Origin of the sequence: Paenibacillus mangrovi, assembly GCF_022898935.1 — a bacterium.
Taxonomy (GTDB): Bacteria; Bacillota; Bacilli; order Paenibacillales; family Paenibacillaceae; genus Paenibacillus_AQ; species Paenibacillus_AQ mangrovi.
Genome location: NZ_JALIRP010000004.1, coordinates 316641 through 340618, shown reverse-complemented (window position 1 = coordinate 340618; position 23978 = coordinate 316641). Strand labels below are relative to the sequence as shown.

The 23978-nt window shown below is 46.1% G+C and carries 21 protein-coding genes and 1 riboswitch; of the genes, 17 read left to right on the top strand and 4 right to left on the bottom strand.

Features of this window, described 5'->3' with window-relative positions; genetic code table 11:
- Positions 1 to 16: 16 nt before the first annotated feature.
- The gene (glgA, locus tag MUG84_RS12255) at positions 17 to 1450 is read left to right on the top strand and encodes a glycogen synthase GlgA (RefSeq protein WP_244725298.1); all 1434 of its coding nucleotides are present in this window, start codon (positions 17 to 19) and stop codon (positions 1448 to 1450) included.
- Between the two features lie 68 nt (positions 1451 to 1518).
- Here glgA and MUG84_RS12250 read toward each other — a convergent pair whose 3' ends face one another.
- Positions 1519 to 3264: an alpha-glycosidase gene (locus MUG84_RS12250; protein WP_244725297.1), complete on the bottom strand. Its 1746-nt coding sequence runs from the start codon at positions 3262 to 3264 to the stop codon at positions 1519 to 1521.
- A 492-nt stretch (positions 3265 to 3756) separates the two neighbouring features.
- Between MUG84_RS12250 and MUG84_RS12245 the strand changes: the two genes are divergently transcribed.
- The 4 genes from MUG84_RS12245 to MUG84_RS12230 all read left to right on the top strand — a co-directional run bounded on the left by MUG84_RS12245 (position 3757) and on the right by MUG84_RS12230 (position 7100).
- Positions 3757 to 4563, top strand: coding sequence for a transporter substrate-binding domain-containing protein (locus MUG84_RS12245; RefSeq protein WP_244725296.1), 807 nt, complete (start codon positions 3757 to 3759; stop codon positions 4561 to 4563).
- 81 nt (positions 4564 to 4644) lie between these two features.
- Positions 4645 to 5304 (top strand): amino acid ABC transporter permease, encoded by a 660-nt coding sequence (locus MUG84_RS12240; RefSeq protein WP_244725295.1) that lies wholly within the window; start codon positions 4645 to 4647, stop codon positions 5302 to 5304.
- Complete coding sequence (locus tag MUG84_RS12235) at positions 5291 to 6013, top strand: amino acid ABC transporter ATP-binding protein (RefSeq protein WP_244725294.1); 723 nt, start codon at positions 5291 to 5293, stop codon at positions 6011 to 6013. The genes MUG84_RS12240 and MUG84_RS12235 overlap by 14 nt, the downstream gene beginning before the upstream one ends.
- 267 nt (positions 6014 to 6280) lie before the next feature.
- Positions 6281 to 6437, top strand: a riboswitch (cyclic di-AMP (ydaO/yuaA leader).
- Positions 6438 to 6440: 3 nt separating this feature from the next.
- A complete protein-coding gene (locus MUG84_RS12230; RefSeq protein ID WP_244725293.1) occupies positions 6441 to 7100 on the top strand; it encodes a 3D domain-containing protein in 660 nt (219 codons plus the stop codon).
- A gap of 94 nt (positions 7101 to 7194) precedes the next feature.
- On the opposite strand, the gene MUG84_RS12225 is transcribed toward MUG84_RS12230, so the two are convergent.
- Positions 7195 to 8022 carry a polysaccharide deacetylase family protein gene (locus MUG84_RS12225; RefSeq protein WP_244725292.1) on the bottom strand — a complete coding sequence of 276 codons (828 nt, stop codon included), beginning with the start codon at positions 8020 to 8022 and terminating at the stop codon, positions 7195 to 7197.
- Between the two features lie 201 nt (positions 8023 to 8223).
- On the opposite strand from MUG84_RS12225, the gene lpdD reads away from it, so the two are divergent.
- From lpdD to mobB, 7 genes are all read left to right on the top strand, one after another.
- Positions 8224 to 8574 carry a prenylated flavin chaperone LpdD gene (gene lpdD / locus MUG84_RS12220; protein WP_244725291.1) on the top strand — a complete coding sequence of 117 codons (351 nt, stop codon included), beginning with the start codon at positions 8224 to 8226 and terminating at the stop codon, positions 8572 to 8574.
- Positions 8575 to 8674: 100 nt separating this feature from the next.
- A complete protein-coding gene (locus tag MUG84_RS12215) occupies positions 8675 to 9343 on the top strand; it encodes a PspA/IM30 family protein (protein ID WP_244725290.1) in 669 nt (222 codons plus the stop codon).
- Positions 9344 to 9459: 116 nt separating this feature from the next.
- The gene (locus tag MUG84_RS12210) at positions 9460 to 9864 is read left to right on the top strand and encodes a DUF350 domain-containing protein (RefSeq protein ID WP_244725289.1); all 405 of its coding nucleotides are present in this window, start codon (positions 9460 to 9462) and stop codon (positions 9862 to 9864) included.
- A gap of 42 nt (positions 9865 to 9906) precedes the next feature.
- The gene (locus MUG84_RS12205; protein WP_244725288.1) at positions 9907 to 10413 is read left to right on the top strand and encodes a DUF4178 domain-containing protein; all 507 of its coding nucleotides are present in this window, start codon (positions 9907 to 9909) and stop codon (positions 10411 to 10413) included.
- 11 nt (positions 10414 to 10424) lie between these two features.
- Positions 10425 to 11198 carry a DUF4247 domain-containing protein gene (locus MUG84_RS12200; protein ID WP_244725287.1) on the top strand — a complete coding sequence of 258 codons (774 nt, stop codon included), beginning with the start codon at positions 10425 to 10427 and terminating at the stop codon, positions 11196 to 11198.
- Positions 11199 to 11295: 97 nt separating this feature from the next.
- Positions 11296 to 12570, top strand: coding sequence for a molybdopterin molybdotransferase MoeA (locus MUG84_RS12195; RefSeq protein ID WP_244725286.1), 1275 nt, complete (start codon positions 11296 to 11298; stop codon positions 12568 to 12570).
- Positions 12567 to 13118 carry a molybdopterin-guanine dinucleotide biosynthesis protein B gene (gene mobB, locus MUG84_RS12190; RefSeq protein WP_244725285.1) on the top strand — a complete coding sequence of 184 codons (552 nt, stop codon included), beginning with the start codon at positions 12567 to 12569 and terminating at the stop codon, positions 13116 to 13118. Before MUG84_RS12195 ends, mobB begins: the two co-directional genes overlap by 4 nt.
- Positions 13119 to 13193: 75 nt before the next feature.
- On the opposite strand, the gene xerS is transcribed toward mobB, so the two are convergent.
- On the bottom strand, positions 13194 to 14273 hold the full coding sequence (xerS, locus tag MUG84_RS12185) for a tyrosine recombinase XerS (RefSeq protein ID WP_244725284.1): 1080 nt from the start codon (positions 14271 to 14273) through the stop codon (positions 13194 to 13196).
- A gap of 165 nt (positions 14274 to 14438) precedes the next feature.
- Between xerS and MUG84_RS12180 the strand changes: the two genes are divergently transcribed.
- From MUG84_RS12180 to MUG84_RS12160, 5 genes are all read left to right on the top strand, one after another.
- Positions 14439 to 14924 carry a GNAT family N-acetyltransferase gene (locus tag MUG84_RS12180; protein WP_244725283.1) on the top strand — a complete coding sequence of 162 codons (486 nt, stop codon included), beginning with the start codon at positions 14439 to 14441 and terminating at the stop codon, positions 14922 to 14924.
- A gap of 105 nt (positions 14925 to 15029) precedes the next feature.
- Positions 15030 to 15920, top strand: coding sequence for an aldo/keto reductase (locus MUG84_RS12175; RefSeq protein ID WP_244725282.1), 891 nt, complete (start codon positions 15030 to 15032; stop codon positions 15918 to 15920).
- Positions 15921 to 16105: 185 nt separating this feature from the next.
- On the top strand, positions 16106 to 17743 hold the full coding sequence (locus tag MUG84_RS12170; RefSeq protein ID WP_244725281.1) for an amidohydrolase: 1638 nt from the start codon (positions 16106 to 16108) through the stop codon (positions 17741 to 17743).
- A 265-nt stretch (positions 17744 to 18008) separates the two neighbouring features.
- On the top strand, positions 18009 to 18338 hold the full coding sequence (locus MUG84_RS12165; RefSeq protein ID WP_244725280.1) for a thioredoxin family protein: 330 nt from the start codon (positions 18009 to 18011) through the stop codon (positions 18336 to 18338).
- Between the two features lie 68 nt (positions 18339 to 18406).
- Entirely contained in the window at positions 18407 to 18754 is a 348-nt protein-coding gene (locus tag MUG84_RS12160) for a hypothetical protein (RefSeq protein WP_244725279.1), read from the top strand.
- A 113-nt stretch (positions 18755 to 18867) separates the two neighbouring features.
- Here MUG84_RS12160 and MUG84_RS27280 read toward each other — a convergent pair whose 3' ends face one another.
- A complete protein-coding gene (locus MUG84_RS27280) occupies positions 18868 to 23496 on the bottom strand; it encodes a S8 family serine peptidase (RefSeq protein ID WP_280521281.1) in 4629 nt (1542 codons plus the stop codon).
- Positions 23497 to 23978: the final 482 nt, after the last annotated feature.

Genomic DNA, 23978 nt, shown 5'->3' with positions numbered 1-23978 from the left:
AAGGAGGAAATGAGGAATGAAGGTTTTATTCGCCGCTGCTGAATCGGTTCCATTCATCAAAACTGGAGGACTCGCCGATGTGATCGGCGCATTGCCTCAGGCTTTGCAGCGAAGAGGTGATGACGTGCGTGTTGTGCTGCCTATGTATCGCGGTATACCGGCTCATTTTCGAGAGCAGATGGAGCATTTAGGTGAGGTATATGTTCCGGTGGGCTGGCGGAGCCAGTATTGCGGGATTGAGAAGCTGCTTCATGATGGTATCACTTATTATTTTGTGGATAATGAATATTACTTTGGACGTGATTCGGTTTATGGCTACATGGATGATGGCGAACGTTTTGCGTTTTTTAATCGGGCCGTGCTTCAGCTGCTGAAGTCCGCTGATTTTCAGCCGGATGTCATTCACTGTCATGATTGGCATGCTGCACTTATTCCGGTGCTTTTGAATGCGCATTATCGTCATGATCTATTTTATTACGAAATGCGCACTGTATTTACAATACATAATTTGCTGTATCAGGGTATTTTCCCATATGAAGTATTGGGTGAACTTCTCGAGCTGGATAACCGTTACTTCACGGTGGGTGGTCTGGAGTATTACGGCAATGTTAATTTCATGAAAGGCGGTATTGTATATTCGGATCATGTGACGACCGTCAGTCCGACGTATGCACGTGAAATACAGACAGCACATTATGGATACGGCCTGGATGGGCTGCTGTCTTCCTTAGGGCCTAAATTGAGCGGGATCGTTAACGGCATTGACACAAAGAGCTATAACCCAGCGACTGATTCTCATATTGCGCTTAAATACCGTTCGAGCATCGCCAAGAAAAAAGAAAATAAGATCCGTCTTCAAGAAGAACTCCATTTGCCTGTATCGGCTGATACTCCGCTGATTGCCATGGTAACGCGTCTGGTCGATTCCAAAGGATTGGATCTGCTCGTTAGAGTACTTGATGAGATGCTGACCTTTGATGATATCCAATTTGTTATTCTCGGTACGGGTGACAGCAATTATGAGCACTGGTTCAGGGAAGCCGAGCAGCGTCATCCTGCAAAACTGTCCGCTCAAATTAAGTTCAGCGATGCCCTGTCCCGGAAAATTTATGCTTCAAGTGATATCTTCCTTATGCCATCCAATTTCGAGCCATGCGGGATCAGCCAACTTCTGGCATTAAGATACGGAAGTATTCCAGTGGTCAGAGAAACCGGCGGCTTAAACGATACGGTTCATGCATTTAACGAGTTTACGGGCGAAGGCAACGGATTCAGCTTCACGAATATCAATGCCCATGACATGATGCATACGATCCGCCGTGCGGTTACCTTTTATCATCAACCCGAGCATTGGAACAAAATTGTGAAAAATGCGATTAGTGGGGACTACAGCTGGAATGTATCTGCGGAAGAATACAAGGATATATATCAGCGGGTTACTGGTAGGTAAAAATTAATCAAGGCAAGGATGAAAGAAGGAAGCATTCCTCTGGAATGTTCCCTTCTCGTTGTGCCTGCTTATTTGGCGATTTCTCGGAACAATATACGATATCCGAAAGGATCAAGCGATATGTTCATTGTTCCGTTCGTTGGCATTACCTTTTCATTACTCAATGCATCACGCCAATCCGTCGTTACCATAGGGTGAGAGAGGGTTTGCTTTTGGTCGGTATTGTTCATCCAGATTGTGAAATGAAATGATTCATCCGCACGCTCATAAATGATGCAAGGATTTGCATCGGCTTTCAGGAAGCGGAATCTACCTTCACGGAGTGCTTTATGGTTTTTTCGCAGATTGATCAACATTTTGTAGAAGTCATACATATCGCGATCCTGTTTCTCAGGATCCCAAATCATACATTTACGGCAGTCCGGATCGCCTCCGCCGGAGATTCCCACTTCATCGCCATAAAATATACACGGCGTTCCCATATAGGTGAAGAGGAACACTACAGCGAGCTTCTGCTTGCGTTTATCGCCGCCTACCCGTGTTACCAGGCGGGGGGTATCGTGGCTGCAAAGAAGATTGAATACAACCTCATTGGTCTGTTGTGGATAACGCATGAGGAGTGAGCTCATCGAATCAGAGAACGTGGCACCATCCATTCCGCCAGTAAAGAACTCCATCACCTTATCAGCAAACGGATAGTTCATTACGGTATCGAACTGGTCGCCTACAAGCCAGATTAACGAGTCGCTCCATACTTCTCCTACGATATAAGCCTCCGGATTTGCCTTTTTAACCACGGTGCGGAAATCACGCCAAAAGTGATGGTCTACTTCGTTAGCAACGTCAAGACGCCAGCCGTCAAGCTTAATCTCTTTGATCCAGTACTCCGCGACATCAAGCAAATGCTGTTTCACTTCTGAATTGGCTGTATTGAATTTTGGCATATTGCCGAAAAATCCGAAGGTATCGTAGGTTGCAATACCGTTTTCCACACGGGCAGGAAACTTGTTAATGTGAAACCAATCTTTGTATTTCGACTTTTCTCCGTTTTTAAGCACATCCTGAAAAGGGAGGAATTGCTCGCTGCAGTGATTGAACACCGCATCCAGCATGACCCTTATTCCTTTTTCGTGGCAGACTTCCACCACTTTTTTAAGTAATGCATTGTCACCAAAATGAGGGTCTACATGTCTATAATCCACGATGTCGTATTTATGATTCGATGGTGATGTGAAGAGTGGGGTGAAATAAATCGCGTTGATTCCGAGATCTACAAGGTCATCCAGATGATCCAGAACACCCTGTAGATCGCCGCCAAAGAAATTATCGGTTTTCGGCTGGCCTCCCCAAGGTTCAGTGCCATCCGGATCATTGCTTGGGTCTCCGTTTGCAAACCGTTCAGGTAGTAATTGATAAAAGACCGCATCCTTAGCCCAATCAGGCACCTTAAACACATCAATTTCGTGAATGTAGGGGAATTCGAAATATCCGTACGTTGGATCGGGACACTTCTGATAAATTCCGCTGTCCACCAAATAAACGGATTCTGTTCCCGCAACGATGCGGAATGCGTAGGTTAAACGCTTAAATTTAGGAAGCACGGAGGCTTCCCAGAAATCAAACATCTCATCGGATGCAGCTTTTTCCATGGTAATTTCAAAATAAGTTGATTTCCAGTCATATTTGTCACCGGTCATGGCGATAACAGTATCCACATCATTTCTTTTGGTGCGGACACGCAGATGAATGGTTTTTGGATCGTAAGCATAAGCCCATTTGTCACGGGGCACATGATATAGAGCTTCGAGCAGCATGTCAACACCTCTTCAAATCATTTTGATGGTTATTATGCTCATCCGCGAGGGCTTCAATGCTAAAGTCGGAGATTTTTAGTACCAATAAAACTTGAAATTTTATGCATAAAAAGTGAAAAACGGTGCCCGGTAATACGCTTCAAAAATGAAGTGTTTAATCAATATCTATATCCAAATATGTATGATGCAGGAGGTAAAAAATGTTAAATAATAATTTAGAATTCAAGGGATGATAAAGGGTTAAAGCGTTAACCCGATGAAGTATGAACATATAATGTGTCTAAATATCAACCACTGGAATATAAAATTCACCCAAACTACACCTGTAATGGGATATTATTGAAAACGATTGGATTTGTATGAAAATTACATTGCATAATCATGCATATTGTTGTACTATAAAACATGTTTTTAGATGCTGATGACGATCAGCGATCATGTTCATACTAAAATTACAGCAATAATCGATGATGAAGACAGGAGAGATAGATCATGAAAAAATGGGGAATTTTAACCGTATGTCTGATGCTGACGGGAAGCTTGCTTACCGGCTGTGGCAATCAAAATAATGATCAGGCATCCGTTTCCGATAATGGCAAAGCAGACGGTAAAACGATTGTACTTGGCACGAGTGCTGATTTTCCGCCATATGAGTTCCATAAAATGGTTAATGGTAAAGACGAGATTGTTGGCTTCGACATCGAGATTGCCAAGCAAATTGCTGCTGATATGGGAGCGACTCTGGAAGTGAAGGACATGGACTTTAAAGCTTTGCTCGGCGAACTGTCTAGCGGACGCGTTGACTTTGTTATGGCGGGTATGACGCCAGACGAGAACCGCAAGAAAGAAGTGGATTTCTCTAACAGCTACTACAGAGCTCAGCAGGCAGTAGTGGTTAGAGCAGCCGACAAGGATAAATACAAAACCATGCAATCGCTTGAAGGTGCATCCATTGGTGTTCAGACTGGTTCGATCCAGGAGGAAATCGCCAAAACCATTCCGGGTGCGAAAATTACAGGGCTTGGAAAAATTAACGATATCATTATGCAGCTCGACTCTAACCGTGTGGACGCCTCCATCATGGAAAAACCGGTGGCAGAATCATTCGTGAAAAACGTAAACGGTCTTGCGATTGCGGATGCAGTCCCTGATTATAAGGAAGACGGTTATGCAGTCGGCGTTAAAAAAGGCAATAAAGAGCTTGTGGATCAAATCAATAAAACACTTGACCGTCTAAACAAGGAAAAGAAAATCGATCAATTTGTTGCTGAAGCAAGCGATCTGGCTGTTTCCAAATAATCAAACGCATTTACCAAAAATAGCGGATGACAAATCGCTATTTTTTTGGTTGTAACATTAAAAGGAGGATTTAGGGAATTTATGAATATATTTCAGATGTTCTGGGAATACCGGACTTACTTTGCATCCGGCATCCAGTATACGCTGCTGCTAGCGGCTATAGGTGTGGTATGCGGCTTTATCCTAGGCATGCTCGTCTCGTTGCTGCGGATGTCCCGCTTTCGGATCCTGCGCTTCATTGGAACCGTATGGGTCGAGTTTCTGCGGGGAACGCCAATGGTGGTACAGCTCTTTATTATCCATTACGGTTTGGTATCTGTGGGCATTAAGTTTACGCCCATTGAATCCGGAGCGATTACACTTACGATCAATAGCTCGGCCTACCTAGCCGAAATTTTCCGTGCAGGTATCCAAGGTGTTGACAAGGGACAAGCCGAAGCTGCCCGTTCGCTGGGAATGACCGGAGGCATGACGATGAGACATATCGTTCTTCCGCAGGCTGTCAAAAGCGTACTGCCTGCCATCGGCAACGAATTTATTACTATTATTAAAGAATCATCCATTGTATCTTTTATCGGGGTTACTGATCTGATGTATCAGGCGCAAGCCGTTAACATGATTACTTATGATTTTCTCACACCACTGCTCATTATCGCGGCCATTTATTTTGTGATGACCTTTACGTTGTCTAAGCTGCTCGGTTTGTTCGAAAGGAGGTTGAACACAGATGATCACCGTTAAGGATCTGCACAAGTCTTTTGGAAAGCTTAATATTCTGAAAGGCGTAAACATTGAGATTGCCAAAGGTGAAGTGGTCGTTGTCATCGGCCCCAGCGGATCGGGTAAAAGTACGTTTCTGAGATGCCTCAATTTGCTCGAAACCCCGACAAGCGGAGAAATCAAGTTTGAAGGCGAATCGATAACAGACAAAAAGCATGATATTAATCTAACCCGTGAAAAAATGGGAATGGTGTTTCAGCAGTTTAATTTATTTCCTCATAAAACCGTCTTGGAGAATATTACGCTTGCGCCGGTGAAGGTGAAGAAGATGCCTCAGGCCGCGGCGGAAAAAATCGCTCTTGAACTTTTGCAAACGGTTGGACTTGCCGACAAGAAGGATGCGTATCCTACGCAGCTCTCCGGCGGTCAGAAGCAGCGTATCGCTATTGCCCGTGCGCTTGCCATGCAGCCGCATGTGATGCTGTTTGACGAGCCTACGTCTGCTCTTGACCCTGAGATGGTAGGAGAGGTTCTGGAGGTTATGAAGAAGCTTGCGGAAGGCGGTATGACCATGGTCATCGTTACGCATGAGATGGGGTTTGCCAGAGAGGTTGGCGACCGAATCATTTTCATGGATGGCGGTCAGATCATGGAAGAAGGGACTCCATCCCAGGTATTCAGCAACCCGCAAAATATCCGTACCAAGGATTTTCTCAGCAAGGTCCTTTAACAGTTCATAACACATTACAGTTACAAAATAGCTCCGTTCAAGGTTCATGCCTTGGACGGAGTTTTTTTGATATCATCTTTGAAAATACGGAAGTTTACATAACATGTAGGATGTTAACAGAGTGAAGAAATTGTAATTTTTTTAACTATTAAAATGACACTGATTTTGTGTATGTGAGCCTACCTTATCGCATTGATAAAGGAAGTTCGAGTTGTAGAGATTGCAATTTGGTAACATTTTCATGCGCACAGGTTACAAAATTGTGATATATTGATTAAGCCGAAACTTTGAAACGCAAAGTGCGGGGGAACATTTTTACCGTGAAAGAGTTCATGTCACTTGGGGTGAATCGTTCTGAACGTAGGGTTGTCTCCTCAATCCGAACCCGACAGCTAACCTCGCAGGCGATGTATCCTAAGGAGGAACTATGAAGAAGAGATTTAAGAAAATGAAGATTTTTACAGCAGCACTTGGTATGACATTGGCGGTATCAGCCGTTCCTATTTATGCGGATTCCGTACATGTAGCCAAAGAAGGAGATACCTTCTACAAACTTTCGAAACAATATGACGTAAACTTAAATCAACTGATGAACGCAAATTCTACTGTAAAAGCTACCAATATTTATCCAGGACTTAAGCTGAATATTCCTAGTGGAGGAACCATGAAAGCTTATGCGGATCCGGCACCATCCAACATTACAACCGCGTCTTTGAACGTGAATCCGGATCAAAAAACCGTAGAAGCATGGGGAAAAAACTTTACTTATAATAAAACGATGAAAGTGAAAGCAACAGCATACTCCGCAGATCCAAGCGAGAATGGAAAATGGGGCGCAGTAGACTCCTTAGGTAATCCGCTTGAGCTTGGAACCATTGCGGTCGATCCTTCCGTCATCCCGCTCGGAACTAAGGTGCTTGTCACGGGTCACAGCTTCCCTGGTCTGCCTAAAAAAGCGTTTGTGGCAACTGCAACAGATACCGGCGGTGCCATTAAAGGCAACCACATCGACATCTTTGTTCCAGGCAGCCAGCAGTCCGTCAGCGACTTCGGCATCCAAGACGTTGAACTTTACTTCATTAACTAGAATAGACCTCAGACATATATGATTTGCCCCCATACGGTTTTACGCAAACAAGCAGCTCTTGTCATTTACAAGAGCTGCTTGTTTTTTAAAAACTCTATTTGTCCTTTTGTACCTTCAGCAGTTTGGGTAAAGTTACAAAGGTATATCCTTTTTTCTTCAGCTCGTGGATGACTTCTGGTAATGCGCCGATGGTGCCGGACAAATCTGAGGAGCTGCCGCCGCCGGCATGCTGGAGAATGATGGATCCCTGACCGGCAGTAGTCATAATATTTCTTTTCACAGCCTCTTTGCTGATGCCTTTCCAGTCCAAAGAGTCCACATTCCAATTGACGATTTTATAACCCTCACGCTTGGCCCAGCGAAGCTGACTCTCCGTAATATCGCCGTATGGAGGGCGGATCAGTTTGGGCTTGTAGCCCGTAATGCCGTATAGAATTTTCTCGGTTCTGCTGATTTGATCGATGTATTCGGTCATCGTCAGCTTATGGAACTGTGGATGGTTATAGGAATGATTTCCGATCACATGGCCTTCGCGCACGATCCGGGCCACCAGGTCGGGATGCTTTTTGGCGCGGCTTCCTACAACAAAGAATGTGGCTTTTACCCCTTGCTTAGACAAGATTTCGAGAACCTGAGGTGTGAAACGGGGATCAGGAACATCATCAAAGGTCAATGCAATTTGCTTGACATGAGGACCATGGATTTTGAATGTATCCGGGTATTTTTTGATGAGCTGCCCCAGCGTAAGGATCTGTTTTTCCTGCTGTTTCTCCTTCTCTACTTGTTCTAAGCTGCTTGTTTCCTGTACGGATTGAGGAATAGCGGGGTCCTCCATCTTGGCCGCATGGAGTGCGGTTTCAGGCCACAGCATGCTGAGAACAAGCATAACTGCGCAGGCTTTGCCGAAATGGGCGTTTATCATGCGGTGAAGGCTCCTTTCCACTTTTTAGCTGACAGCTACTGTGATTGTCTTTACTGTTATGTCCCTAACTGAAAGGAAATATGATGAGTTTTCAAAATAGTCACCCATTTCCATAATTACTTGTAGAACGTGTATAATATAATGTGCTTTATTTGTCCTGTTTCATATAAGGATAATTAGCTTATGAAAGGAGACAGCAGCATGGAATCCGACGGAACATGGGGCATCCGCATACAGGAGATTTTAGTGGGAAGAGACTTGATGCTCATTTTAACCGGCGGATCGGCCCATATCGGATCTGTTTCTACCGCATACATAAACGAAAAGGATAAGCGAGTTGAGGTACAGACAGTGGATCTTCCTGGACATCGTGAGCATGACTTGACGGTGGAGATGGCGGAAAAAGCAGCAGCAGCATTGGGCCGGACGGTGACCGTGGCTGCAGGAATCCATTACGATGGTATAAACCGGGAGCAGATATTGGAGATCGTATCTGAGGCTAAGTCGGTATTCGAAAGGTACCTGGCAGAAAAGGTTTCGGAAAGTAAATAAAAATTTTTTTGAGAATTTTGAAACGACTTCAAAGTTGCTGCGTATATGAATATCATAAGAACGAACACAACATTTAACCTTACTTAGGAGGAATAAACAAATGGCTATTTTTAAAAGATTACGTGACCTGACAATGTCTAACATTAACTCAATTATCGACAAAGCGGAAGATCCGATTAAAATGACAGATCAATATATCCGTGACATGACGGAAGATCTTGAGGATGCGGAAAAAGCGGTAGCAGCCCAAATCGCCATCGAGAAAAAATTCAAACAGCTGTTTGAAGAGCAGCAAGCTCTGGTTGAAAAACGTACACAGCAAGCTCAAACGGCAGCACAAGCTCAAAATGTTGATCTCGCCCGCCGTGCTCTTGAAGAGAAGAAAACTGCTGAACAAAAAATGACGGAATACAAAGCAAGCTACGACCAAAACAAGGCTGCAGCCGATAATCTTCGTAACAAACTGGAAGAAATGCGCAAACAGCTGACAGAAATGAAAAACAAGCGCGAAACGCTGGTCGCCCGTTACAACGCTGCGAAAGCCCAAACAGAAATCAACAAAGCTATGCAGGGCTTCAGCACAGACAGTGCTTCAAGCGGTATGAAGCGTATGGAAGAAAAAATGATGGCAATGGAGGCACAAGCGGAAGCGAGCAACGAAATGTCCTCCAAAGGCAAATCCCTTGACGACGAATTCGAAAATCTTGGCAAAGACCAAGCAGTCGAAGACGAGCTCGCTGCGCTGATGAAGCAATACGAAAAGAAGTAATATAATAGGACAATAAAGCGTAGATTTTAGAAACAGCGAAGGGGATTACATGCCAATGTCCTCCTTCGCTGTTCCTGCTGTATAAGATAATCCTGAGCTCTTGGAGGCACGTTTTTATGGATTTTAATACGATTATAGCATTCATGGTTTGGACAGGGTGTGGAGCGCTGCTCCTATTCATTCTCATGTTTGTGGACTCCCTGTTCACCAGATATAAGGACTTTGAGGAAGTGAAAGCAGGTAATATGGCGGTGACCACTCGGCTCGTATTAAAGCTGCTCGCACAGGGCTATATTCTATCGGTGTCCATTAGTACATCTAACAGGCTGCTTGAGGCCATCGTGGTGTCGATTGTTTCCTTCCTGATCCTGCTTGTGCTGGAAGCAATCGTACGTGTACTACTGCGGGTATGGGCAAAACTCGAACTCGATGTGGGCACCCAGCAAGGAAAAGTCAGTTACGGCTTGTTTGCAGGATCGCTTCATGTGGTAGGAGCATTAATTATTACTGCATGCCTATAATGTATGGTTCATCACAGTATGTAACATAAGGAGTTATCGCATATGAGTGTATTTAAACGAATCGGCAATTTGTTTGCCAAACCGGAGCCTCCGAAGGCGGAAAAAAGCATGCTGGATCTCATGCCTGGCGATATTTGCGAAGTATCGCTTGTCACTTATGAAGTGACGGGAAGAGTACACAACCGCGGCCGAAATGCAGTGGTGCTGACACTTCAGGACGGCAACACGATTATGTATCTGCATATCGAGGAACGCGAAACGCTGCAATATGCTCTGTATAGTCCGCTCGACGGCAGGCTCGACGATCCGAGCGAAGTGCCGACGGAACTGCAGCTGGACGACAGAACCTTTTTCCTGGATGAAGAATATGAAGGCCGTGTTATGGTGAACGGCAAGACGCCATTTACCCAGGGCGGGGAGCAGCATGTATGGCAGTATCAGTCAGACGATTACGGTCTGGTACGTATTGAATGGCAAAATGGTCGATTTATGCTTTACGAAGGAGAGAAAGTACTGCCTGGCGATGTAAAAGTCATCCGGGCCAATTAGGAGTGATCCATATGAAGGGACGGCAGGGACGGACGCTGTTCAGTTTGAAAATCCTACTAGTCATCAGCCTTATCATGTCACTGCTGACCGGTTGCGGAATCGGTTCCCCGAATGTCAAGGATACTTATCCTCTAGAGTCTGTGAACCGGGATGGCAGTTCGACTTCATACGTATACAGGGCAACGGATAAGACCGTCCCAGAAGTAGCGAAACAGCTGTCAGACGAGAAAAAGCCGGATCAGATGTCCCAAGAAGATCCAGAACACATGTTTCTCGTCTACGGCAATGAGTATTATCATCTGCAAAAGGATCCTAACAAAGACAGCGATACGCTGATTGAAGTGGATTCTCAGGAATATGTCCAAAAGAACTATGATTCGAGCTTCCTTAAGGGATATCTTACTGCATCTCTGATTGGACAGCTGTTTGACTCGTTTGGCGGCGGGCATGGTGGATATCGGGGGTATTCCAGCCGTGATATTTACCAGCCAAAGCAAGGGTCATACCATTCGCCAACGGCCAATGATAAGAAAATCGCTCCTCCGCTGACCACACAGAAAAAGGGATCGATTAACCGCCGTGGTACCAAAAGCAGTGATACCCGTGTTGGATCTGGCGACAATATTTTTGAGCGAAACACCAATTCCTCCAATTCAAGTAAGGGTAGTATTTCCAGGGGAGGAAGCGGGTCAGGCAGCATGTTTGACAAACCGAAGAGTTCCTACAGCAAGCCCAAAACGAGATCGGGATCCGGTAGTGTTTCAAGGAGATCATCAAAAAGATAACAAAAGCGGCGCACGAAGCATAGATTCGTGCGTTTTTTTGTGTCATGATATAATTATGTGTTTACATAGCAGAGTACTAGAGGATGGTGTTTACGACATGAAGCAAACCAAGGATGACTATGATAAATTTCACCGGAAACCAATGCAGGTGCATAACGCCCAAAAGCTGCTGTCTTCGTATGGTAAGCCCGGACCAACTGAGAAAATACCGCTTCAAGAAGGCCACGGACGTTTTTTAGCCGAAGAAGTCCAAGCACCTCATCCTTTTCCACGGTTTCGCCGCTCGGGTATGGATGGATATGCCATCCGTTCTGAAGATACAACACAATGCTCCTCTGACAATATGATCTGGCTGGATGTTATTGATGAGATTCCTTGCGGCTATGTTTCGGAGAAGACCATTATATCTGGCACGGCCGCACGCATCATGACCGGAGCGGAAGTTCCGGAAGGTGCGGATGCCGTAGTCATGCTAGAGATGACAGAGCTGCGCGAGCATGAGGGAAGAACTCAAATGGGACTCAAACGGATGATCGAGGCAGGGAAAAACATTACCCCGGTCGGATTCGAGGTTAAGGAAGGGGAAGTGCTGCTGCGTACGGGTCGCCAGATTCAAGCAGGTGAAATATCTGTGCTTGCCTCCTTCGGCGTGCATCAGGTAACTGTCTATCAAAAACCGCGCATTGCCATCTTTTCAACTGGCTCCGAGCTGTTGACGCTGGACGAACCGCTTCAGCCAGGGAAAATCCGCAACAGCAATACGTATATGCTGGCTTCTCAGGTACGTGTGGCTGGCGGAGAGCCGTTTATCCTGGAAGCGGTGATGGACGATTTGCCCCTGGCGAAAGCTAAGGTAGAACAAGCGCTTCAGGAATATGATGCCGTCGTCACAAGCGGCGGCGTATCCGTTGGCGATTATGATATTATGGGCGACTTTGCACGGAGCGACAGTGTGGAGATGCTCTATAATAAAATCGCTATGAGACCAGGAAGTGTAACGACCGCAGCGGTCAAAGATGGCAAGCTGCTGTTCGCTCTTTCCGGGAATCCGGGTGCTTGCTTTGTCGGCTTTGAATTGTTTGTCCGTCCTTTCATCCTGCAGTCCGTTGGAAGCGGTAAGCCATACTTGACGGAGTGGACGGCAGTTCTAGATCAGGATTATACCAAGGTAAATGCTTTTACCCGTTATGTCAGAGGTAGAATTGAAGTGAGAGATGGCATACTGTATGCGATCCCTGCCAAAGTGGATGAATCAAGCGTGATGGTTACCATTAAGGACAGCGACTGTCTGATCGTGATTCCTCCGGCTAAAAGCGTGACGCCTGCAGGTGATAAGGTGAAGGTCCTGCTGCTGAAAGGAAATACACTGTGAATACAGAGAATAAGGTAATTTCAGAAAAGCTTGCTCAAAGTGAACCATTCGTATGCCAGGTTGTCGGATACAAGAACAGCGGAAAAACAACTCTTGTATGTTCTCTGGTGGAGAAGCTTAATGAACAGGGCTATCAGGTGGCTGTCATCAAGCATGATGCTCATGATTTTGAGATGGATCAACCGGGAACGGATTCCTATCGTCACCGTGCCGCCGGAGCCTCGGCGATTGCGCTGGTATCCTCGCGGAAAACCGCTGTGATTCGTGAAGAGGAAATCGCTTTGGATGAGCTCGTCATGGGTTTTTCAGAGTACGATATGGTTTTGGTGGAAGGATTTAAACAGGAACGATACCCTAAGCTTGTCATGATCCGCACGGCGGAGGACAGGGAGTTAATTAGCAGTCTGGCTTCTGTCATAGGGGTAGTAACTTGGCTTCCAGTTGAAGAGACATTGGCCGGTCTGGATGTTAACACCGCTGGCAAGCTTGCCGTATTCGGCAAAGATGATGTTGAACAGATTGCAGATTGGATTCAAAAACATAGATAAACATGCGGGCAAAGCCGGCTTCCAATGGAAACCGGCTTTTGTACATCAAAGCGGGTTATGCAGAAATCATGTACATTACTCCGTACGGCGCTCGATAGCCTCAGACATGGTCTTGTCTGTGAGATGTGCATACACTTCCGTTGTTTCTGTGGACGCATGACCGAGCTGCTCTTTGGTTTTATAGATATCATTTTGCAGATAGTAATCGGTAGCAAAGGAGTGACGGAGCTTATGTACCGTCAGATAGGGCTTGCCGAACCGTTTGGCATATTTAATTATCATGGCTTGAATGGCCCGCTTGGTCATGCGGCTGCCTTCATTTTGGCCATTGGCTAGCGCAAGGAACAGCGCTTTTTCTTTCTTAGGTGCTTTATAACGGGTTTGGCGCAGATTCAAATAAGCGGTTAAATCGTCTTTTGCCTGTTCCCGGAAGTAAACTGGCGTTTTGAAGGTTTCATCATTATTACCCTTCCGGTAAACATACAGCATTTTATTGTTCATATCGAGATCATCGACATTCAGATTTACGACCTCGGATACACGCAGACCGGAATTTAGAATGAGACTCGTAATGCTGGCGTCACGTTCTTTATTTAACTCATGGGCATATAAGGCCTGTTTATTCTTCTCTACGTCTTTGGCATATCCCTCAAGAATATACCCGATAAACTCAAGCAGCTCGTCTTCTTCAAGAATTTTGCCTTTGAGCTTGGCCGCCGTATCCTTGGGTTTATGGATCCGCTTGATTTCAATTTTGGCCATAATATTGCGTTTGAGAAGCGGGTAGAACTCTTCATCCTCGGCAATCTGGCTTAGATAGTGAAACAATGACCGCAAAGAAGACAGCTTACGAGAGACAGTAATCCGCGAGTTGGTACCTTCTCGTTTGGTTGTGAGAAAGATTCGGTAGCTGACGACGGTTTCCATCCGCAGCACTTCAAGCTCTTTTAACGTAACCTCCGTATTCTTTTCAGCTGCCGACAATCCTTCGCCGCGCAGCCAATTGAAGAAGGTTTCGTAGTCTCGTACATATTCAAGCAAAGTGGAAGGGGACAGATCAGGCAGCTTGTAATCAATGAATTGTTGGACAAACCATGGCATGCCCAGTACCTTATCATCCAGCTTGATGCGATCCAGTTCTTTTTGTACGTTCATGTGGGCATCACCTCTGTATAAATGGTTATTTCCAGTATATTTTACCATATCGGATGAAGAACTGCCGAAGAATCGTCTGCGGGTGGCTCTGAGGTATAACCTTGCTCCATAAGGCTCAAAGATATATAGTGGTTATGATACGATGTACATAAATGAGGTGGACTCATGGATTTCAGAATGGATCTGGTTCCGGTACGGAGAAAACAAGTGATCAGCGGCTTGATGCAGCTATATTTGTATGATTTCACCATGTTTCAGAATCTAGATGTGAATCAGGACGGCGTATTCCCCGACTATCCGGGTCTGGACGACTATTGGAAAAGAGGAATGGGAAAGTATCCTTTTCTGATGACAAACGGAAATATACCAGCCGGATTCGCCCTGGTGGACCGCATGGGTGATCCTGAGGAAGGCGATTTTTACATGACTGAATTTTTTGTAATGCAAAAATATCGTCGTTCCGGATTGGGAAGCTGGGCTGCTAGCGAGCTGTTTGACCGTTTCCAGGGGCGCTGGAAGGTGACACAGGTGAAGACGAATGCTCCGGCACAGGCTTTTTGGAGGAAGGTCATCGGTACATATACGGGTCAGCAGTATGAGGAAAGGGTCAATCCTGTTATCGGACATATCAGTCAATATTTTACGTCATAAAAGATTAATGCCGTAAATTAAATCCAGCGGGGTATTATAGAATTACGCTCACTGTTTGAGAGACACCTGGTTCATATTTAATGTTATGAATAAGGAGGCAGGAAGATGGAAAAGCGTATTTTTGGCAACACGGGCATGGAAGTCAGCATATTAGGTTTTGGCGGCTCTGAGATCGGTCAGGAAAAAGATCTGTCGACCGTGGAAAAGCTGCTAAACCAAGCACTTGATGAGGGACTAAACGTCATCGATACGGCGGAATGCTACGGCGACAGCGAAGAACTGATCGGAAAGGCATTGGCAGGCCGAAGAGATGATTATTACTTATTTACGAAATGTGGGCATGCCACCGGCTTTGAGGAAGAAGATTGGGATCCGGTTATGATGGAAAAGAGTATTGATCGCAGCCTTAAAAGACTGCAAACCGACTATGTGGATGTGATCCATCTGCACAGCTGCTCGGAGAAAATGTTGCGGCAAGGTGCTGTCATCGAGGTGCTTCAGAAGGCGAAGGAGAAGGGGAAAACCCGTTTCATCGGTTACAGCGGAGATAGAACGGATGCGCTTTATGCAGTACAGACCGGATTGTTCGACAGCCTGATGATATCACTTAATATCGCTGACCAGGAAGGAATCGATCTGACTTTGACTGATGCCATCGAGAGGGGCATGGGCATCATCGCAAAGCGACCGGTAGCCAATGTCGCATGGACTTATGATACATTATCGGAAAAGGCCTATCCGTATATTTACTGGCAAAGGCTAAAAGAGCTGCAATATGATTTCCTCTCGGATCATGACAAGGCAGTTGCTGCCGCGCTGCGCTTCGCGCTCACAATTCCCGGTGTGGATACGGCTGTTGTCGGAACCAAGAAGCCTGGAAGATGGTCTGAAAATGCAAAGATTTTGCAGACCAGCACTCTGTCCGGACAGGAATATGATAAGATCCGCTCGCGCTGGAAAGAAGTGGCGGGAGACGACTGGGTCGGAAAAACCTGAACGGACCGGCCGATAGGAAGCCGGAAAAAGCTTGGCCTGCACAGGCCAAGCTTTTTTTTAGATATCAGAAAGTATAACTTTAGAAACCTATCCTGATATCGCAAGAAAATGCGATCAGTCTTCAGATAGTATACGAAAAATACAACATATGAAAAATTCACAATAGGATTTCAGGAGGAGACAGTATGGGGACGATATGGATGGGCGGCACGATCTATACGATGAAGCAGGAGCTGGATATGGTCGAGGCGGTATATACCGAAAAGGGAACGATCAAAGACGCCGGCAAGCTGGACGAGCTGGAGCAGCGGTATGGTAAACCGGGGATCGAGTTTGTTGATCTGCAAGGCGGAGTGATGTTCCCAGGCTGGGTGGACAGTCATATGCATCTGATCGGACATGGAGAGACTTTTCTTAAGCTTCAGCTTGGGGGCTGCACTAGCAGAGAAGAACTCTTGGAAGCGATCCGGATTCAAACAGAACTTTTGCCGGAAGGCATGTGGGTAATCGGAGAGGGCTGGAACGAGAATGATTGGGAGAATGCACTTCTACCCGAAAGAGAACAGCTGGATCTTGCCGCGCCAAGACACCCGGTTCTGCTCCGGAGAGTATGCCGGCATGTTATCGTCGTGAATTCGGCTGCTTTGCAGGCTGCGGGTGTCAACGAGAGCAACCCTGGTGTTTCAAGGGGGATACTGGGAAGAAATGCCGACGGAGAACTTAACGGAATCTTGAAGGAGCAGGCGCAGGAGTTTGTCCTTTCAGCTGTACCGGGAGTGACGGAGGAATATCTCGAAACAGCATTAACTGCGGCTATAGAGGATTGCTGGGCAAAAGGACTCACGGGCTGTCATACGGAGGATCTGAGTTACTATGGGAGCTGTGACCGAGTGATGAGCGCTTTTCATAAGGTTCTGAACGAGAAGCAAATGCATTTTAGAGCACATCTGCTAGTCCATCACTTGGCGTTGAATGAATGGTTGGAGGAGGACAAAGGCAAGCATTATCAATCGCCGTTGCTCGAATTTGGAGCGATGAAGTTGTTTGCCGACGGGGCGTTGGGTGGCCGAACCGCGCTGCTCAGCCGGCCATATGCGGATGATCCATCTACTTCAGGTGTTGCAGTGCATAGCGATGAGGAATTGGAGCAGCTGGTCATTGAGGCGAGAAAACATGGAATGGCTGTGGCTTCACATGCAATCGGAGATGGAGCAGCGGAAAAAGTCCTTCGCAATCTGGAAAAATATCCTTGCCCAAAAGAAAAGAGAGACCGGCTGATTCATGGGCAAATATTGCGGCCGGAGCTAGTGGAACAGATGAAGCGGATGCCCGTCATTACGGATATTCAGCCAAGCTTCGTAGCTTCGGATTTTCCGTGGGTGATGGATCGGATCGGTGAGCCGGGAAGCTTGCTGGTTTATGCTTGGAAAACGCTGTTGCAGGAAGGAATATCGTGTGCCGGAGGTTCGGACGCACCCATTGAAAAGGTATCGCCATTGGAAGGCATCCATGCCGCTGTCACAAGAACCAAGCTGCATCAACAGACGGTCTATGGGGAGAAGGAGCAGCTGTCCATGTATGAAGCAATGTCCTTATATACGAAAGGAAGCGCCTACGCTATTGGCCATGAAGGCGACCGAGGGATCATTGAAAAAGAGTTTGCAGCGGACTTTACCATTTTGAAGCATGATCCATTTAAGGAAGGCCCGGATATTCTACTTCAGGATCTTGTACAGATGACCGTGGTGAACGGGGAAATCGTCTACAATAAAAACCGGGATTATATTTTAAAAATTCAACATATGAAAAATTCACAACAATAAAACCTTATATTTGCACCCTCTAGTCAATAACCACAATCAAGTTTCATTCAACATATCTAGTAACAAAACAATGGACTAAAGGAAGATAGTTACCATAAATATAGTTATGTAAACATAGTATTAAATTATTCTTCGAAAGGTTCCCGCTGCTGGCGAGGAAGACGGATCCCATTGACAGATCAAACGCTAAAGCGTACACTTCGGTTATACCCATACAGGTATATTTAGAATGTCGTTCATTCAACAAGAAAGGGAGGTGCTGGATATGCAGCAGATGACTACGCTGGAACAGATGCATGCTCAAATTCAGGAAGCCCCTTTGTCATTACTCTTGATCAAGACGGATCATTGCGGCGTATGCGACAGCGTCATGGCAAAGCTGGATGATATGCTGCCATCCTATCCCAAGATACAGAACATGTATATTCGAATGGAAGATGCGCCGAAAGTGTCTGGCGAATTTCTCGTTTTCACCGCCCCGACACTGCTTCTGTTCGCTGAAGGCAAGGAAGTGTTCCGCCAGTCCCGTTTTATTCTGATGGGAGACGTGGAGAAGCAGCTTCAAGGCTGGAGCGAATCACTGCAAAAATCATAGATGTTTGTCTTATGTCCTAATTCGAACCTTGAACTGCATATAAATGTAGAAGAGGGGAGAGTGTTCGCATGGACAAGATCGTCAAACGATATTACCAGCTGAAGCAGCAGCAAAAGGAAACCGAGCAGGAGCTCAAGGAGCTGCGCGATCAGATCATAACTTTTTGTGAGGAACAGGGTACATCGGAATTTGCGGCTGGCCCTTACCGGGTGAAGCTCGTTTCGCAGTCACGGAAGGAGTATGACGATACCAAGCTGTATGAGGCTCTGCCGGATCTGGAACTTTGGCGCATGCTGTCCAAATCCGATCCTGCCAAAATCGCCGGGCTGGTCAAGCTGGGTGTGATCAAGGAGGGACGGATTCAGGATACCTTTGCATTGAAGGAGATTACGCTGCTGCAGGTGGATAGGAAATAGTAATCGAATAAGTCCAGTAATGTAAGTCGTTGAACATATCAAGTGAAAAAGCAGCAGGCGAGCTGGAGAATGATCTCCGCATGCTTGCTGCTTTTTTCATTACCGTAACGATGTTACTTGGATTGGAGGTCTTGAAGTACTCGGTAAAGAATGACGCCGGCTTCAGCCCGGGTTAATTTGCCTTTCGGATTAAACGTATGATCCGGATTCCCTTTCAAATAACCTTTTTGTACGGCATACGATATGGATCCTAGCGCCGATTCTTGAATGCTGTTCTGGTCTTTGAATGATAGACTGGATCCCGTTCCGTTCAGATCAGCCCCGAGTGCTTTTGCAAGCAGAATGGCCAGCTCTTCACGGGTTAACGGATGACTGGAACCTGATTCCGCAGCACGGTCGCTCCAGGTTTTGCCTGTGCCGAGAAGGCGATCCAACAGGGAAAGGAACTCAGCTTGTGTGACTTGATCATTCGGCTTGAACGTGTCTGCTGAATCCTTGCCGTTAACCAAATAGTGTGCGGCGATCACTTCAATTTCAGTTTTAGCCCAGTGATTGGCAATGTCCGCAAAGGATTTGGACACCTCGGCCGCACTGAATGTATCAAGCTTGGATGTCTGGAACGTCGCAAATCCAGGTTTGTCGTTTCCGGTAGTGAGGTAAGTCCAGGTACCGTCGCTGTTTCGTGCAAAGATACCCACTTTGTTTCGGTTTTTCACTTTGGCCGGATCGAGCGTCAGCGTAATCGTCACCGGGGATGCTAGTGCGGATGCCGGTTCATTGATCGTTAGACCACCCGAAACGAAATGAACGCTTCCGCCGTTTGGAGCTTGCGGTGTACCTGTCGGCGTGCTGCTAAAACTGATGCCCACGATCAGTCCGTCTTTTGTGACGAAACTCTTCACATCATTGGCAGGTATAGAAATTTCAAAGCTTTTGCCTTTGATGACAAGAGGTTTATTGGCTTTCAACAGTTGATCCGTCAAAGAACTGCTTAGTTGAATGTTCAATGGGTGGTAGGACTCCACTTTCACATCGTTGATATCGAGCGTGATACTTTGGTTGTTCGCACTGCCCAGTTGGCTAGTGAGATAAGTGGAATCGATATTCAGGACTGCGGATTTCTGATCTCCGGTTCCTTTTTCATTTAACGTTCCGGCTGTCAGTTTATTGCCTGAAGGTACCGACGGGGAAGACCCTCCACCGCCGGATGAGCTTGGTCCGCTGCCTGAGCCATTCCCTGGATCGGGATTCGGGTCAGTTCCTGGATCCGGAATCTGATTCGCAGTAGCGACTTTTACCGTAATATCCTCTGATGCTTTAGACGCGATGTCCTTATCCTCGGAGTCTTTTAAATCGACATTTTTGATGCTAAACGAATATGAACCGGCTTCTGATGCATTGAATGTCAGATTAGCGAGTGTACCTGCGGCAATCGGTGTTTTAAATTTGAATCCGAAATGAACAATCTTATGGTTCGGATCGGAAGCGGCCTGCTCCAGAACCTTCTCATCGAGAGATTGAATTTCGTCCCCGTCCATAGCTGGAACAGGAATTCCAGCTGTGAGTTTTCCGTCGTATTCCACGTCGACAGCCATGGACTGGACGTCTTTCTGTCCACTGAAATCAACGCTGATGTGGATTGGATCGGATACATTCACTTTGCCATGAGATGTCTTGAGTCCGACTTTAGTTGGCTGATCAACTGGTGCCTTTTCAGTATCGTATTCATAAGTCTTCGCAGGATTAGTCAAACCGTTGCCCGCATTGTCGTATACGAACAACTGAATTTTGTTCAAACCTGTTTTCAGAGGAACTTCTACGCTGAAATTACCTTCCAAGTCGACCGTACCGGTGTAATCTGTCAGTTCTTCATCCGTGTCCAAGCCGGCTTTGGCTTTGACATGAACCAGGTCAGGAATATCCTCGTCCAAGCTCTCAATCAGCAGATCGTCATCGATCGTGCCTTTAAGAACGCCAACACCCGGTTTGTCCGGTTTTATGGTTACTTCCTCTGGGAGGGTGGCTTCGGGTGCCGTATTGTCTAACAGGAAGACTTTGTACGAATCTTCTAATAGAGTTCCCTCTTCCGCATTCGATTCAAATACGTAAGGAATCATGACGTATATTCCCTCGGGATTCAATTTTTCTTGGGATCCGTTTGCTGTATACACCGATCCATCCCAATCAAATGAATAGTAAAAGGGATCCAGCGAATTCTGGAAATCATCATTATAGATAAATCCAACGGGTTCAGGAATCAATCTACCTTTCTCATCGACACCGAAAACGAAGAATGCATAATCATCAAGTTTTTTATTTACGGCATAATATACATTTGTACCGTATCCACCTTCCGCAGTGGAGAGATAAACCGGGTCGAGCTCCAAGTTCGTGATGTCCGCCTTATTATATTTCTCGCCCACATACACACTAAATGGTACATGCAGCTTGTGACCCGTCTCTATTTGCGTGAAATCAAGTTGTCCCTCATACATTCCTTCCGAAGTTCCTTCCGGAATCGTGAGAGTCACGGTCAGGTTGACTGAAGTTTGATCAGCTTTGATATCGACATCATTAGTATCAGGTATCAGAGATAAAGCATTGCTGCTGCTCCAATTAACGTATATACCATAACGCTGATCAATGTGTGCGATATTATCAATGCTTAGTTGTCTTTTGGTTTGTGTGCCAGCACCCAGTTGGCCAAAGGATAAGCTGCCGGAATAAGAGGTAATGTGAGTCTCGTCCTGAAGCTGTATTGGTAAATCTTCTTGGACTTTGACGATTGCCTGCGCTGAGGCGGAATTTTTCAATTCCACACGACCGGCACCTTGCTCATTTACTCCGTACTGCTTACCTTGACGGTCTTTCATCAGCAGTGCATTGTTCGTTAATAGGGCTTTGATTTGATCCGGTGTGAGTGATAAGCCTTCTTTGCGGGTTTTCTCCAGCAGGAGGGCAGCGGAACCGGCGACATGCGGTGCGGCCATGGAAGTTCCCTGCAATTCCTCGTAAGCATTGGTATAGTCTCCACCCAGATTGAATGCCGGAATGGAAGATTTGATGCCTACACCCGGAGCGGAGATATCTGGTTTGATGCTGTGGTTCGGAAGGGAAGGGCCTCTAGAACTCAGATCAGCCAGCAAATCCTGTTCTTCTTTGTAATTAAAGGTTAGATGGTTGTTTCCTTTCAATACTTCGGTTTTAAGCTGCTGTCCGCTTTCCTGGGAGATGGTGTAGGTAGGGACAGATTGCTTCGCACCTTCAATGGTGGCGCCGCCAATTTCTCCAGGCTTGTTATTGTAAATAATCAGTGCATTGGCGCCATTTTTTGCTGCGTTTTCGGCTTTCTCGGCAAAGGTAATCTCACCACGGGATACCAGCACGGTTTTTCCTTTGACATCGATATTCGTATAGTCAGCAGCCTTGCCCAGGTTAGCGTCTATAAGCTCTAGATCGTCATCCACCGTATCCAGCTTCGAAGAAGTAACAGCAAGCTGAGCGTAGATGATGCCTAAATTTGCTGAATTGAAGATCGGTGTTTGCAGCGGCGGAGTGGATGCCCCAACGGAAATAGCGAGCTGCGCTGCGGCCGGACTGCCTACGGTTTCAGCTGCAGGTCCTTCATTACCGTTCGATAGAACGACCGTTACGCCTGCGAGTGCGGCATTGTCCGCTGCGATTGCATCAGGCGTGTACGTATTATTCAGCTTCGACCCGAGGGACAGATTGATGACATCCATGCCATCACTTACGGCTTTTTCAATGCCCGCAATGACATTTTCAGTGCTTCCAGTACCGTATGGACCAAGAACGCGGTATACATACAGATCAGAAGCAGGCGCTACGCCACGAACCCAACCCTTACCCGCATCCGGATGTTCCGGATCGCCACGGCCTGCCACTGTTCCGGAGACGTGGGTACCATGGTAGGTGTCATATGTACTCGTGCCTTTGGGAGGCTTGGTAGGATCAGGCTTCGTCTCCATCGGATCCGAATCATTATCCACGAAATCGTATCCGCCTCTGTAAGCATTCTTTAAGCTGGGATGATTGTAATCAACTCCCGTATCAATAACCCCAACCTTGATCCCTGCGCCGTCATATCCCGATTTCCACATGTCGCCTGCACCGATCAGCGGTGCGCTTTTGTCCATATTCGGATAGAAATCATGTCCATCGGCAATGGGCAGAGCATGAACTTCCTCATCGGGGAATACAGCCTTTACACCTGGTAAAGTGAGCAGCGTATCGACTTGATTGGCCGGTAGCGTTACGGAATATCCATTGAAAACCTTGGAATATTCACGCTTGAACTGTGCACCTATTTTGGATAAAGCCGCCGACTTGAATGACTGATGCTCCTGATTCAATACACTGCTGTAACTGCTCACAGACAAGCGGGATCTTCCGGATGGATTGGCCTCATATACCTTAATAGGTTCGTTCTTGAGCTGTACGATTACGGTAATGGGATCACTGCTGTCTGTTTCTTTCACGTAGTTTTGCGGCCTATCAGAATCGGTTAATGCACTCAAAGCGGATCGATTACCTTGATTTAATAAACTCTTCTGCAGGTTGCCTTGTTTTAGCAGTGATTCCAGTTGAATTTTTGTGTTTTGCGGAAGCTTGATGGAAGAGGCGGATGCGGAAGCCGCATTAGGGTAAGTCATGCCAACAACTAGCAAAGTGCTTAGGAACAGGGTGGAGTAGGTACGGATTTTAGATGGCCTTTTACTCAAATCATGTCCTCCTTATATTGAATTTCATATAGAAGATTCGGTCCCCCTTTTTACGCCACGTTAATTGAACACTAGTAAAATACACTCTCATTTTACAATTATTACATTTCAGTGTTATGAGACTGAAAGAGGGCAGGCATATGAACCATACCTGTCGTTTGCCGTCGTTTAGATGTGTCGGAAGATGATTGAGAATAACGATAAATCAAAGAAAATGTGCAGAGAAGCTTTTGGCAGAATGCTGCAGTTTTCAGTAAGAAAAAAATAGTCTTTTGGACATGCGAGAGGGTGAAAGTAAGAAAACAATAATCTATCTTTTTCTACATAAGTATTTATTGGGATAGACAGAACTTATTAATGTAAGGATTTAGAATTTATACCAACGATTACTTTAATTCTTTCAAGTTTTGTAGCATTCTTGAATATTTGCGAATGCAGCGAAATAAGGATTAAATGTGGAAATGCTTTCAACTGAAGGAGGG